The following is a 14,481-nucleotide window of genomic DNA, read 5'->3' on the forward strand; positions in this document are numbered from 1 at the left end:
ATGATCAGCTTTGAATTGTTATCCATATTTATTCTATTGGCATTACTCTCTTATTTGACCCCTGGACCTGATTGGGCTGTTATCAGTAAAGGGGTATTTAAGGGGAAGAGAGAAGGAATGATCACTGCATTTGGTGTACAGTCGGGGCTATTTTTTCATCTTGTGTTAGGATCATTAGGCGCTACAGTTATTCTGGCAACATCGAAAACGGCATTCAATATATTACAAATAATCGGTGCCGTTTATCTTGTTTATCTCGGAAGTTCGGGATTAAGAGAAATTTATCGCAATAAAAAACAACAACAGTCGATGACTGATTCACAAGAAATCATTCGGCAGAAAAGAAATCCTTTTTTAATCGGGTTATTGGCTAATGTATTTAACCCTAAAGTAGCCATATTTTTTATCAGTATTCTACCTCAATTTATTAATCCGGCACTACCTCCTCTTAGGCAGGTTATCATACTTGGGATGATTGATATTGTCATTGGGATCTTATGGTGGGTAATATTTGTCCATGCACTTTCTTATATTCAGAATGTATTTTTGAAAGGAAATTCCCAGGTTATTATAGAGTCTGTAACTAATATTTTTTTGCTGTTGTTTGGGTTTATTATGTTAGTCGGTGCCATTTTTATGTAATTGATTTATTACCGTAGAGTGTTATTTTGTCCGAATTTATCTATAGCGTCATAGGTGCATCAATGTAAGATGAATTGATGCCATTATTATTTTAAATATATGAGGTTAGGTAATGAAAGATAGAAGACTTTGTGTTGTTTATGATGATTCTTTTTATAATAAATTAGGTGTAAATAATATTGCAAAAAATGCATTTTTTAATGTGGTTTTTTTTTAAATATTATAATTTTGATGTCTATAACATGCATGATTATATATCAAAAGAAAATAGTTTAAGTAATGTTGATATCTTGCTTACAACTTATGATGTTTCGCAATCTAATTTAGAAAATCAACCCAGATTATCCATTATATTTTCTTTGTCAGATATATACTATCATGCTGAAAATAATACTTTTAATAAAGGTGTTGTTACCAAGGTCATAGAGTTTAAACATAAAAAACATAATTATTTAAGTCAACTCGATGGAGAAATGAAAATAATTTATGAAGGGGATGAATTTCATTTGCATGGTAATTATTTCAGGCATTTTATTGATTATGATGGATGGCAAGATTTTATAAGTTATAACGATTTTGTCATTGGAGTGAAAAAAGAGATAAATAACAAAAAGTTCTATTGCTTGGGGTTGTTGGATACTTACTCTTCTTTCTATTTTGCAAGATGTGAAAATGAGATTTTTTTAAAGAAAATGATTTTTGACATTATCGATGACGATCAAAAAGAGTTTTATTTTCAATCGAGGATAAGTTTTTCGAATAGTATTATTGAATATAGAGAACCAGATGCTACTCGTAATTTATCTGAAATTAGAGGTGACCATATTATTTATATAGATAATCATGAATTATTTAGAAAAGGATTCTATGGTGATGAGTTACATAGCCCTTATAACAACTTAGATAAATTTCTTTCTGAAAGCTTTAAACGTATAATTTTCCTTAACCAAGAAATCATAGAAAGTTTATATAATTTTAAAAATTATGGTAATGATTATGGTGTATTATTATTAAGGGGTTTAAACTTTGATGATGTTTTGCCACCCACTCCATTACATGCATTGCATTATCCCGATAGAAGTAATTTTTATGGTGAATTGTGGTTAGCCATGATTTCAGAATTTCTTGGTTATGCTGTTGGGTATTCACAGGAAAAAAATGGTAATATATTCCAAAATCTGGTTCCTGATGTAAAAAAAGAGTTTCTATTATCATCAGAAAGTTCAAAAAATGAACTTGATTTTCATACGGAAATTGCTTTTCATCCATTAATGTGTGATTACGTTCTGCTTTATTGTTTACGTCAAGATCATGAAAAAAGTGCCAGGACCTTTATAGCAAGCGCCAAGATGATGCTCCGTGACTTATCTTTTAGGGAAATTCGAATATTGTTTGAGCCACTTTTTATAACCGGAATAGATTACTCTTATGGTAGTCCTAATGGTGTAAAAGGTAATGGCCCGACAACTTCAATTCTTTATGGAAATCCTAATGACCCTTATATGATCTACGATTTAGATTTAATGCAAGGAATTAATGCTGAGGCAGAATTCGTTCTCGATAAACTCAAAAAGATTGCTAACAAACATAAATATTGGGTTGCTCTTGAAGCAGGAGACTTACTTATCATTGATAATAATCGATGCGTGCATGGCCGTTCTGAATTTATACCGCGTTATGATGGCTGTGATAGATGGTTATTGCGTACCTGCGTATTAACTAATATTAAACAGGCAATTCCTGATGTACTTGAAGAATCCAGAATTATTAATACACGTTTTTTTATTTAAGTTCTTCTCTGATAATAAATTTCTATTTGTAAAATAATATTTTAATTATTTTTATTTATTACTATTTGGATTTTGGTTAAATATACCAGAAAAAATAGCATGACATTAATTTATTTTGAATTAAAATGGGGATTGGATTGAACAAATAAAGGTATTGAACAAATAAAGGTATTGAATTAATTAAAATAGAATAATTAAAGAGTGGATTTTATTCTGCTCTTTTTTATTTTCACGGTGAAGATATTGATTTAACTTTGTGAACCATCACGCAATAAAAATGTAAAAAAATAAAATTTCCATTTTCTCTTCAAATCTCTTCGCAGAATTAAACAGTGGTACTGTTCATTTAGCTTCTAATAGTCGATATTTCTCTTGACCAGATTGAACCGAAGATCAACGTCAGAAAATAATGGAATATAAATACATTAACAATCATAATGGGTTTACTTTATTGGAGTTAATGATAGCAATGCTCATCATTTCGATGAGTTTGTCCTGGGGATTATATCATTGGGGGAAATATCAAAGCCGCCAGAATTTGCAATCAGCAGTGCATAATGTGTTGTCTTTTATGGAAAGGCAGCAAGCTTTAGCCAATTATTCAAATAAAGATCGTATCTTATGGTTAGTGACAGGGCAGCCTTGGTGTTTGATATCGTCTGTCACCAAAATAGCTGATTGTGATGAAGGTGATGGGGAGCGCGTTGATTCTCCTCATGAAGATGTGTTTTTATCATTTTCCACAACTGATCGCATTGATTTTTATGGGATCAGAAATACAGCAATGCCTGCCAGTTTCACTCTGGAAAACTCAGCAGGTAAAATTAGGGTTATCGTTTCTGGACGTGGGAGAATTAGAACATGCAGCAATACAATTAACTCATTTCCCAATTGTGAGGGAATAAAACCCCATGATTCTGACTAACTTTTGCCACAAAAAAACACAAGCAGGATTTTCTTTATTAGAAATAATGGTAGCTCTGCTAATCAGTAGCGTAATTTTTGTTGCCATGACAAAAACGTATCCGGTTTTAACCAGCCAAATTTTCGATCTCTATCGTAAATATAGATTACATTATTTGGTGAACAGAACAGCTTATTTGATTGAGAAAGATATTCGGCGGGCAGGGTATTGTCGGGATAGAGAACAGTGCAAAGGTGATCCATTGATAATTAACAGTAAAAATACGGAAACCGCCAATTCCTGTCTTATTGTTGCTTTTGATCTCAATTTAAATAATCAATGGGAAAAAGCAGGTCATAGAGAGTCTGAATTTTTTGGTTATCGTTTAAATAATCGCGCTCTTGAGTGGGAGAGAGGAGTAGACGATTGTCAGGAAAGTGGTTGGGAAAGGTTATTTGATCCAAAAGAGATTGTCATTGATACCTTTCATCTTGAGAAATCACAAGCAAAAAGTGGGGAAATTTTTGTCACTTTGTCCATTGATGCCCATTGGTTGCAATCCCCATCAATTGTCTACCGACATCGAGCCACAATTCGGCTGCGTAATATCCGAAAATAAAGATATTGGGAAAAGAAAATAGATGGCAGATAAACAACAGGGAAATATTCTGCTGATATCGATAATGATGCTCTTGGCGCTGAGTTTGATGGTGCTGAAAGCGCTCCATTACCAACAGGAAAGTGCGATGCTTATGATGATGGATGAACAAAATTATTTGCAGGCTTTTTGGCGTGCTGAATCATCATTAATATGGGGAAAAGCGCAATCATGGCAGATCAATCAGCCAGAAACGAGCGCTTGGGTTTGTCTACAACATACTGAATTTCATTTGCAAAGTTGTCTCAAACACTATTCAGACAATCTTTTTTTATTAAAAGGGGTTGCTCAATTTGCATCAGGAGAAAAGCTCGAACTTTATCAATGGATGAAACAGGTGAAACCGTTAAATCAAGATATACTTATTCCTATTGAAAGCGGTTGGTTGGATTTTTGCCCTGTTGCTCAAGCTGAGTTTTGTTTATGAAAACCAAACGACAAGAGGGGATGAGTTTACCGGAAGTCATGATTGCGTCAGCCGTATTTGCAATCTCTTTATTGGGTTTAGTGCGTTACCATCAAGTACTGTCAACCAACTTTCAGCAATATTGGGGGCAGCTTAAGGCAGTACGATATGCCCATAATCAATTGGAACAGTATGAACGTTTGTCAGGCCAGATTGATTTGCAGAAAGAAGAGGAGACAGCTATACAGCGGGGATGGAAAGTGGAAGTTCAGCGAGAATTTCGTTCTTGGGGGTGCTATCAGGTAACGATTAAGCTGACAGTACATTACAATAAACTAAGTAAATTGGAACGCTGGTTTTGTGCAAGTGGGAGGCATAAGATTGAAATCTAATATGGTCTACTAAGGTAAATTATTTATATGCATTAAACTTCAAGTTGCAATTTACAACACGATATGAAACCTGATTTCTCCCCGCTTTGCGGGGAGAAATCACATGCATCTTGAAGTTAGATTGGTATAAATAAAAATTAATTATATTGTTTTAATTTTATTGTGGTCTACTGCTGTCTTTCTGAATATCTGCAATTTATTGTATAAAATTTCCCTACATAACTTACCTATACAAGGTTAGTGATTTATGAATCTGACAGATTTGGCAATCAAGTGAGACAAACGATAATTGGCGTTAGCCCCAGTGAATTGCGTAACGTTGAATGGTCAGAAATTGATTTTGATAAAGTCCAATAGTAAATACCAACAGAAAAAAATAAAAATGTACTATCCTCATAAGCTCTCCACTTGACCAGACTAATACATTAACCCGATCAAGCGGAGAAGATAAGCGTAACTCATCAGTATTGTACTACGTGTTACTCTCTTATATTTATAACTTTAATTTCTTAAGATAATCTATTAATAGTCGTTGGCGTAGGGAATAACGATGAGCATAAGGCCATATCACATAAATAGGTGTGCTTGCATCAATAATATATTCATCAAGTACAGTACAAAGTTCTCCTGAGTCAATATAATTTTTAATTGACACGTGAGGTAAGTATGCTATCCCAACTCCACTTAGAACTAATTTTATTCGTGTGTCAATATCATTGCATATAATCGTTTTAGGTAGGTGTAAAGATTTTATGTTTTGCAAAGGCCATTGCTGAATTATTCCTGTATTTTTTGATCGGTAATGAATTAATGAGTGAGATAAAAGATCTTCTACTTTTTTGGGATGACCGTAACTCTTTAAATAGTTAGGGCTTGCTACAATAATACTATCAATATCTCCTATGTAGTGAGAACGTAAATTACCATCGGGATCATTACCAACTCGCAACGCGGCATCATAATTTCCCCCAACTAAATCAACAAATTGTTCTGTGAAGTCAAATTCAATTTCAATTTCTCTATGTTCCTTCAAAAAATCATTGAATTTTTCACTAAAAAGATTAGGGATTGGAGCTATACTAATTTTTAGTTTTCCAACTGGATTTTCAGTGGACGAAAGTATTTTTTTTTGAATGTTATCTACTTCTTCAAGTATGTATACTGCATGACTCAAAAAGAGTTCCCCTTCATATGTAAGAGAAATCCTACGAGTATTTCGCTGCAAGAGTCGTGCTCCTACGCTGTTTTCTAGGCTAGTTACACGTTTACCGACTGCAGATGCACTAAGTCCCAAAGCACGTCCTGCAGAAACAAAGCTTCTTACCTGCGCCACCTTGACAAATACAGAAATTGCAGAGAGCGAATCTATCATGTCTTACCCTTCAGATTATGGATTGCTGCCGAATCTGGCAGCATAGTCTGGAATGAATACTGGGTTATTCTATATCATAAATTGTTGTAAAGTTATTGGTGTGCTAAAAAGTGTTACTTCTAAGGATATAACTAATAGATTTAATCAGTTATCTCACTAGTTATACGGATTACATAAACAATAGTTAGATACATATAAAAGGGAAAAGTATGAGTTTTTCTTATTCATTATCGAGCTTACCTTATTATCGTTCACCTTTAGCTAAAAACACAGTTCTAACTTGGAATATGCATGCGACTCAAGATATTGATTATCATGTATCTGTAGTTAAAGATATACTTAACTCCAATAATCCGGCTTTGGCTCGTACATGTACATCTGCGAGGAGAACTAACATATCCAATGCGGCTACCGTGAGTTTATTAACCAGTAGTGGGGAGATTGCTGTTTTGGATACTCTTGCCGAATTAAGTAGGAGAAATATTGCTCTTGATGCGTTAGTGCTAGAGAACGACTATCGCGATGGTATATTAGAGCGTGCTCAGTACGATATATATTGGCTAAGAAACTATATTTCTAATCTAGAAATGATACCTATTTGACAGACGATTAAATAAAATCAGAAGTTATATTTTTTAGTAAAATATTTGAGGATATACATTTTTATTATACCAAGAATAAATAAAGGAAGTATATATACTCAATAATGATGATTAATTGCGAAAGTTGTTTTTACCAATTGGCGATTTCGAAATCTACTAAACCCGTTTTTATTCTTATATATGAAGAATAAATCCACTGATTTTAGCTGGTAATTGTTGAGTGTTCAGTAATCGTTTTAATTCGTTAAATAACGTGATACTTAATTAATTTTAAGTTACCAGCAGTTCCGTTCAGCATTTGCTGGTTCACACTACAGGAGTGTAGAAGAAAATATTACATTTGATATATCACGTGTATAAATTTATTCAACTCAACATACTTACTGTATTAAGGAATTCCTTATGCCCATAATTCTGTTCGCACTAATGTTAGGTGTTTTTTGTCTGGGAACAGCAGAAATTATCATTTCTGGACTATTGCCGATTGTAGCATCAGATCTCTCCGTCTCGCTACCAGATGCAGGTCTATTGGTTACTGGATATGCTCTGGGTGTAACAATTATTGGACCGTTCGTTACCCTGCTGACCACGCGCGTACCACGCAAGACTCTGGTTCTGGGACTGATGCTTCCGTTCATTTTAGGCAATGTTTGGGCTGTATTATCCTCTGATTATCAAATGCTAATGGTTGCGCGAATTTTAACATCGATCAGCCATGGAACATTCGTTGCTGTAGCATTCAGTCTTGCAGTAACTTTATCTCCAGTTAACAAGCAAGGTTCCGCAATGGCTAAAATCGCCTTAGGTTTTAATTTAGCTAATGCATTAGGTAGTCCACTTGGAACGTTTATTGGGCAGAACTTTGGATGGCGAGCAACATTTGTGGTGATTGTCATCATTGCAATCATTTCTGTAGTGTTGATGGCAGCATTTATGCCTTCAAATTTGCCTCAAGCTGAACAATCAAAACCCGGAGCTATGCGTCGGGAATTAAGTGCTTTAAATAACCCCTCGCTTGTTTTTGCGGTAATCACTACGGTGCTAGCACAAGGTGCGGTATTTACAGCTTCAACCTATGTAGTACCCCTGCTAATGGATATAAGTCACTTCGGTCCCTCTGCAATTTCTGCTCTTCTAGTAGTTTTTGGCATTGGAGCTATCATTGGCAACTTCGTAGGTGGTCGCTTAGCGGATAAACATGTCTTGCGTGGAGTCACTACGGTATTAAGTAGTTTAGTCATTGTACTTATTGTGTTCTGGATGACAAGCCCTGTACCTATTCTCTCAGCTATTACGTTGTTTATATTTGGCGCCATTGGGTTTTCAATCATTCCGTCGCTTCAGGCCCGGATTCAATCGTTAGCAATGGCCGCTCCTACGCTGGCACTGTCAGTTAACGTGTCTGCATTTAACCTAGGAAATGGTCTAGGCGCTTGGATGGGAGGTACAGTGCTTGGGCTAGGATTTGGAATACGTGCTGTACCATTGGCGGGAGCAGTACTGGCTGCTATCAGTTTGGTTATAACCGTTATGGCTTGGTATCTCAGTCGTCAAAAAACGGCTCAGGTTTTGGAATAAAAAAGATAAATACCTCATTGATGTCTATTCCAGTAAGCGTTATTCCCGTGACTATTAAACCATCGAAACAATATGGGATTGATGCAGTTTCGGTGGGCATTTAATAAATAAAATAACTTTTATGAATAGGCTCTTATGGCTCTCCGGTTATGCTTTAACCATTTGTTTATAGGTAAGATTCATTATACTTAAAAGACTAGCATATAGGCCTAGGCTGGATGAATCAATAAATTGAAATTTAAGGAACTAGTATATCGTATTTGCCATCTATACCAATCGCCTTTCAAGATGCGTCTTATATCTCCCCGCGTAGCGGGGAGATATAAACAATCACATTGACTTGCAAGCTACAATTTGAAGTTGGATTGGTATATTTATAAAATGGTTGAGCTCTCAAATGGTACAGTTAAATGCATCACAAAAAATTTTCCTCGACAAATTCTCAGTGATGATACTCTCGTGATTAGGCTTGATTATATGGGAGTTTGCCGTACCGCTATTAAAGAAATTATTGGTTCCCGGGATATTCTAATAGATCGTGGTTCTCTTTTTGGCCATGAATTTGTAGGAATTATGTTTTTTGCAGGCATTAGTACTGGATATCAGGAGGGTGAGCCAGTAACTTTTAATCCTAATATTACTCCTAATCGAACTGCTGGTTTCGTTGAGTATGTTTTCGTTCACGGGTTGGAGGATGTGCTAGAGCAAGCCATCATCCGAGTAACCGAAATATAACATTCTGCACAGAATTTGGATGCCAGAACCAATGGCTTGTCTTGTTCATGCTACGAAAAAGTTAATGGAACTTGCAGAATTACCCAATTTGGAGGGAAAAAAGTAGGAATTATTGGTGCAGTCTGTTCAGGTATTATGTTCTCGATGTATGCGAAACATCTATTAGCAGAAGTGCATATATTTAACCGTGGTGAAATGCGGCGTAATTTCGTATTAGACAGGAAGTTATTGGAAGAATATGAAGTTAGCGCTCTTACTGAAGTGGAAAATTATCGAAATATTTTTGAGATCGTAATGCTAGGGGCTGTTGACGTTTTGAGTTCACCATTTACTCAACCCACATGGGTAGCCATATCATGACAAATGCCAGCGCCAACATGCTGGCATAATTTCGGGCTAATTTATCGTATCTTGTCGCAATAGCTCGAAAATGTTTTATTCTGGCAAACGCATTTTCGACCAAATGCCGATAACAGTATAAAACTTCATCAATACTTTTATCGGGTTTTCGGCTGTTTTTTCGATAAGGAATCACTGTTTTCGAACCTCGTTTCTCAACGAATCTTCTGAACACGTTACTCTCGTAACCTTTATCCGCAATCACAAAATCGGATGTGGGTGAATGTGCAACTAAACTTTCCGCATGGACAATGTCATGTGTTTGGCCCCCTGACAGCTCAAAATGCACGGGCAGCCCGTAACTGTCTACAGCCAAATGAATTTTTGTAGAACGCCCACCCCGACTCTTGCCAATGGCTTCATCTTCCGGTGATACGGCTCCTGAACTGTGTTGATGAGCACGCACAATACTGCCATCAATGAATAACCACTCGGTATCCGTATTCTCAGATAACAATTTGAATAATAGCGCAAAAACCCCTTTTTTTGACCAGGCATTGAAACGCTTAAAAAGGGTATTCCATTTTCCGAATTCCTCGGGTAAATCCCGCCACGGACATCCCGTTCTCATTCGATAAAGTATCCCTTCGAAAGTTAGGTAATGTTCTTCTTTGTAGTAAATGCATCCATGTTGTTGCATCAATACAGCTAGCGTATTCCATAAAGATTTTGATAACATTGTTCTTGGCATGATGGGCTGGAGTAATGGTTTTTTCGCGAAGACAATGAGACCAGATCATCATGCTGTTCAAACTTCCCTCCACGAAACGTCAACACGCCCTAATTGAAGTTAATAGCGCACAGGAATATAGAATAGCCCGTGATGCTGGTTTTCAACCTCAACAAATTCACCGATTCAATCGAGGGGGGGGGGTCTGTATACAATGAAACCGTGGAAATTATTCCACGGTAATCACCATCAGATATTCATGGGAGGGGGTGGGACGGGAACCATAGGAAGGATTAGCGGCCAGCTTACCAGAGAAATAAAAAAGTTAGAGAATTGAATTGGACCACTATAATCATTAAAGGCAACATTATAGACTGTTCCATAAGTTGGACTTTCCGGATTAGGTGTTATTATGTTTTCAGCCCATGTATTATCAAGACGGGGGCTTTGTTGGCAATCTACTGTACATATTAGATTTCCAGGTGCTCCATCATAAGCAAATGAACCAGCAACTCCATAGTCAGGAGACGGATAATTCCAAGTGGCGAAAGGCCTTCCAGTAGAACTGTCTTTTAACTGTACGAAATAATAATATTGAGATACTCTTTGAAAGAAAAACGACACACGTGCACCATGCCCTATAGCTGGAAATAAAAGTGTTTGCATTGCCATAGTTAAAACTCTCCCATAGTATGATTTACGTTACCAACAAGATTGTTAATTGTTACCTGTATAATGCAATGCCCAAATTTTTGACCTTTTAGATTTATTTTAAACTCTCCATATTCGTTTGTAGTCATTGAATATCTAGTATCAGGATTTGAACCAATTTCAGGAACGTCAATGATATTAACGGGTTGAATTAATTTATATTGAAAATCAGTATTTTTAATTAATTCATTCTTTTGTTTATCGTAAACCTGAATTGTTAGAATTTCATATTCATAACCGACTGGTTCATATCCAGTTATCACTAGAACAGCTTCAAGAGATGTTTGTGGAGGCTGCGGAGAAGCTGAGTAATTAATTGAGACAGGAGTACTACCAGATTTAGTCACCATATATAATAAATCAGTAACAGTGTAGAAAACATTATAACTTCCGAGAGGAATATCAGAAAAAGGAATAGTTATTTGGTATGTCAAATCATCGATATTTTCGTCTGTAATGAAATATGGCATTGAAAATATACCTGAAGTCAGATAAACGATTATTTTATATCCAACACGAAATTTTTCATGTCTATTGATTATAACTACTAGTATTTTTTGATCTAGTTCTGATTCATCAATAACATTATTACGGCTTTGAGGTAAACTTGGAGGGATGAGTACTTCATCCATTATTATATTATTTGCTGACATATTATAAATCCCCATGCTATTAAATTAAAGAATTTACGCATTAAACTTAAAATTGCAATTTACAACACGATATGAAACCTGATTTTTACCCGTTTCGCGGGTAAAAATCACATATATATTGAAGTTAGATTTCTATAGTATTTATTTATAGTAATCTATTCTGGTTAAAGTGAAACAGTCCCAAAACTTCTTGTGTAAAGTTTCGATTTTTGGGGCGGAGCAAGGCGATTATAGACAATTGTGATTAACCCTACATCATAATCATCTGCAACAGCATACCCAATTAACTTGTCAGCAGTTAGTTGAAAATTAAAATAGCCATTAGATATTTCACTATTATTAACAATATGATTCGAAAGAACCGTAATCGGCAGAGGACGATTTTTCTCCGGTAGAGTATCAATGCAACGTGAAATATAGGCGGTAATTGTTATCTTATCACCGGCGGCTATAGTATGGTCGTAATCGTTAGGGTCAGATGGCAATCTGATTTCAAGGCCTTTTTTCTGACCGATGCTATAGAGATTAATTGGATCATATAGACTAATAAATTGCCCATCTTGATCGTATACCTCGGGTTCAACTAGAGTTCTGTTTTCATCATTAGAACTCGGGCCATTAATACCACCGTTATCATAAGTTATGAAATGAAGGTTGGATCTTGCTGGAAAGCCTGTTTCGGGAAGAGCAATATAACTTATATGATTATCTCCCGAGTACAAGTCGCTATAAGGAGCTTCAAATTTATAAAATTCATCGTTATTATTTGTTATCTGCGCGATGAAAAGTTCTTGCTTAAAGAGATTTGTTTTGTCATCTGTCACAAACCCAATAACAAAATCACCTCTTTTGGCACCTTTGTAGGCTGGTATCATGAACGTAAAATTATCTGTATGCGCCGGCCTAGTTAAAGTAGAAGAATACATAGATTCTTCAATCTTTGGTGGTAGAAGATTGTCGGACTCTTGAGTTAGCTCTGTCGTAACAAATATGACTTGTTGTTGAACACCTTCTTCATCATTTAATACTACATCAAGTTCAACAAATTTATGTACATCTTGAGTTGCATAAATTTTTAGGTTCACGGCCTCGGTTGAGGTTTTCTTAATCAGATAATAATAATAACTATTTTCTTTGTCTATATGGTAAGGGAATATTTCTTCATGGCTACTCTCTCTATATATTCGCAGGGGCGCTGTTACTCTAAGCGGAATTTCATAGTTTGAAATTGGGCCACTTTTTCTTACTGTTGGATTGATAGATGCCGAAATAAATGGATTGTTACTAGTAGGTCCAATGCCTGTTAATCCAATCGGATTTGGGTCGTACAAATAAACCGATGCACCTCTCAGTATACATGTCTCTAGTATAAAGTCTGGATTATCATCAATGTCATAAGTAGCTGTTGATTTTGGATGGTTTGCTGTATTAGTAGTGAAATCGATGTCACAAGTTTTAGCGTTTTTGTCAGCCATAAATATTAAAGTTTGGGAAAAAACTCCCTGAGAAACCAGACCGGGCATTGTACTTAATAATGTCGCTCCCGTTGATTTAGTCACTTTAACTGTTGTAGTACCCGGAATCATACCAGTTTCACCAACTATCTTTGCAGTAACACTAAATGGTTGGCCTTTGATAACCTTTGTATTATTTACAGGAGTTATTGTAAGTGTTGCCATTACATCACCTTTTAAAAGTGTTAGATTAATTTCAGATGAAATATATACCGTATAAATATAATCAACATTTTAAATTGGAAATTAATGTCTATTTTAGAAAAGGATTTTTGAGCTTTGCACTTACACATTACACTTAATTAAATTAACGATCAATATTTAAATGGCAGAAATGATGATAATAAAAATAATAGGTGATTTATTAAAAAATAACTTTATTGTTGTGAATGTTTTTAGGATAAAGTTATTTTTAAATATATAACTTTTCATAATTATGAGAGTTTCATATTTCCTATTCTTTTCCAACAGGTCGCTAAAGCGGTATTCAAGAAAATCTTAACTCTTTTGATGAGCTGCCACATATATTGGCAACAATGATTTCGGGTGACGGTTTCATGCAAGGATTGCCACAAGCGTTCAATCTTATTTAGAACCTATCCCAAAAGGAACTGTCAGTTAATAAATAATGGCAATTTCTGAGGGCAAAGTATGGCGGGCAACAAGTGGCAGATCAGCGATGAACTTTGGGAGAAAATGTCCCACTCATCCCCGAACATAAAACTCAGCATCCGCTGGGTACACATCGCAAGCGGGTTGATAATCGCGCTGCAATGAACGCTATTTTCTTTGTTCTCAGAATCGGTTGTCAGTGGAATGCCCTCAATGCCACCGGAATATGCTCGTCAAGCTCAGCACACCGCCGCTTTCAGGAGTGGCGTGATGCCGGGGTTTTTGAACGCTTCTGGCAGAACGGGTTGCTGGCTTGCGAACAACTGGATGGCATTGACTGATCATGGTTGTCGATGGATGGCTGCATGACAAAATCCCCGCTGGCGGGTTCAAAAAACAGGTCATAACCCCGCAGACCGGGGAAAACAGGGCGTAAAGCGCAGCCTGCTGACCGATGCGAACGGACTCCCGCTCTCATTGGTGGTCGCAGGAGCAAATACTCACGACATAAAGATGGCCGCTGATACCCTTGATGCGCTTCAGACGGGCAGACCCGGGAGAAGACTCAACCTCTGCCTGGACAAAGGTTACGAAGCCGAATGGCTGGAGTCATATCTGAAAAGCCGTTGCTATGAACCTCATATCCAGTCCCGTAAAGAGGAATCGGAAGCCAGTAAGGCCACGGATTTTAAGGCCCATCGTTGAGTCGTCGAGAGGACTCATAGCTGGATGAATCGTTTTCGCCGGATCCTGACCCGATGGGAAAAGAAGGTCGAAAACTATGAGGCGATACTGCATTTTGCATGTAGCATCATTGTCTGGAATAAAGTCCTATTGGGATAG

14 protein-coding genes and 2 pseudogenes are annotated in these 14,481 nt (G+C 36.4%); 10 read left to right on the forward strand and 6 right to left on the reverse strand.

The window, feature by feature from the left end; translation table 11 throughout:
- From AAC853_RS07245 to AAC853_RS07270, 6 genes are all read left to right on the forward strand, one after another.
- Complete coding sequence (locus AAC853_RS07245) at window positions 1–642, forward strand: LysE family translocator (protein WP_338884374.1); 642 nt, start codon at window positions 1–3, stop codon at window positions 640–642.
- A 188-nt stretch (window positions 643–830) separates the two neighbouring features.
- Window positions 831–2,432 carry a TauD/TfdA family dioxygenase gene (locus AAC853_RS07250; protein WP_340614176.1) on the forward strand — a complete coding sequence of 534 codons (1,602 nt, stop codon included), beginning with the start codon at window positions 831–833 and terminating at the stop codon, window positions 2,430–2,432.
- Window positions 2,433–2,841: 409 nt separating this feature from the next.
- Window positions 2,842–3,357, forward strand: a complete 516-nt coding sequence (locus AAC853_RS07255; protein WP_338884378.1) for a prepilin peptidase-dependent protein — start codon at window positions 2,842–2,844, stop codon at window positions 3,355–3,357.
- Window positions 3,344–3,955, forward strand: coding sequence for a prepilin peptidase-dependent protein (locus AAC853_RS07260; RefSeq protein ID WP_340614089.1), 612 nt, complete (start codon window positions 3,344–3,346; stop codon window positions 3,953–3,955). Before AAC853_RS07255 ends, AAC853_RS07260 begins: the two co-directional genes overlap by 14 nt.
- Window positions 3,956–3,977: 22 nt before the next feature.
- Window positions 3,978–4,421, forward strand: a complete 444-nt coding sequence (locus AAC853_RS07265) for a YgdB family protein (RefSeq protein ID WP_340614090.1) — start codon at window positions 3,978–3,980, stop codon at window positions 4,419–4,421.
- Window positions 4,418–4,792 carry a prepilin-type N-terminal cleavage/methylation domain-containing protein gene (locus AAC853_RS07270; protein WP_338884382.1) on the forward strand — a complete coding sequence of 125 codons (375 nt, stop codon included), beginning with the start codon at window positions 4,418–4,420 and terminating at the stop codon, window positions 4,790–4,792. Before AAC853_RS07265 ends, AAC853_RS07270 begins: the two co-directional genes overlap by 4 nt.
- A 493-nt stretch (window positions 4,793–5,285) precedes the next feature.
- On the opposite strand, the gene AAC853_RS07275 is transcribed toward AAC853_RS07270, so the two are convergent.
- Entirely contained in the window at window positions 5,286–6,164 is an 879-nt protein-coding gene (locus AAC853_RS07275) for a LysR family transcriptional regulator (protein ID WP_340614091.1), read from the reverse strand.
- Window positions 6,165–6,373: 209 nt separating this feature from the next.
- Between AAC853_RS07275 and AAC853_RS07280 the strand changes: the two genes are divergently transcribed.
- The 3 genes from AAC853_RS07280 (at window position 6,374) to AAC853_RS07290 (ending at window position 9,079) form a co-directional block, all read left to right on the forward strand.
- Entirely contained in the window at window positions 6,374–6,766 is a 393-nt protein-coding gene (locus tag AAC853_RS07280; RefSeq protein ID WP_340614092.1) for a hypothetical protein, read from the forward strand.
- Between the two features lie 402 nt (window positions 6,767–7,168).
- On the forward strand, window positions 7,169–8,344 hold the full coding sequence (locus AAC853_RS07285; RefSeq protein WP_340614093.1) for an MFS transporter: 1,176 nt from the start codon (window positions 7,169–7,171) through the stop codon (window positions 8,342–8,344).
- A gap of 381 nt (window positions 8,345–8,725) precedes the next feature.
- Entirely contained in the window at window positions 8,726–9,079 is a 354-nt protein-coding gene (locus tag AAC853_RS07290) for an alcohol dehydrogenase catalytic domain-containing protein (RefSeq protein ID WP_340614094.1), read from the forward strand.
- A 328-nt stretch (window positions 9,080–9,407) separates the two neighbouring features.
- Here AAC853_RS07290 and AAC853_RS07295 read toward each other — a convergent pair whose 3' ends face one another.
- From AAC853_RS07295 to AAC853_RS07315, 5 genes and pseudogenes are all read right to left on the reverse strand, one after another.
- A complete protein-coding gene (locus AAC853_RS07295; protein ID WP_340614095.1) occupies window positions 9,408–10,169 on the reverse strand; it encodes an IS5 family transposase in 762 nt (253 codons plus the stop codon).
- 228 nt (window positions 10,170–10,397) lie between these two features.
- The gene (locus AAC853_RS07300) at window positions 10,398–10,820 is read right to left on the reverse strand and encodes a hypothetical protein (protein WP_340614096.1); all 423 of its coding nucleotides are present in this window, start codon (window positions 10,818–10,820) and stop codon (window positions 10,398–10,400) included.
- 2 nt (window positions 10,821–10,822) lie between these two features.
- Window positions 10,823–11,512 (reverse strand): hypothetical protein, encoded by a 690-nt coding sequence (locus AAC853_RS07305; protein ID WP_340614097.1) that lies wholly within the window; start codon window positions 11,510–11,512, stop codon window positions 10,823–10,825.
- Between the two features lie 164 nt (window positions 11,513–11,676).
- Window positions 11,677–13,191, reverse strand: a complete 1,515-nt coding sequence (locus AAC853_RS07310; protein ID WP_340614098.1) for a hypothetical protein — start codon at window positions 13,189–13,191, stop codon at window positions 11,677–11,679.
- A 269-nt stretch (window positions 13,192–13,460) separates the two neighbouring features.
- Window positions 13,461–13,619, reverse strand: a pseudogene (locus AAC853_RS07315) (IS630 family transposase); the annotation flags it as partial.
- 58 nt (window positions 13,620–13,677) lie between these two features.
- On the opposite strand from AAC853_RS07315, the pseudogene AAC853_RS07320 reads away from it, so the two are divergent.
- Window positions 13,678–14,481: pseudogene (locus AAC853_RS07320) on the forward strand (IS5 family transposase).

Source organism: Xenorhabdus thailandensis, from assembly GCF_037996785.1.
Lineage (GTDB): Bacteria > Pseudomonadota > Gammaproteobacteria > Enterobacterales > Enterobacteriaceae > Xenorhabdus > Xenorhabdus griffiniae.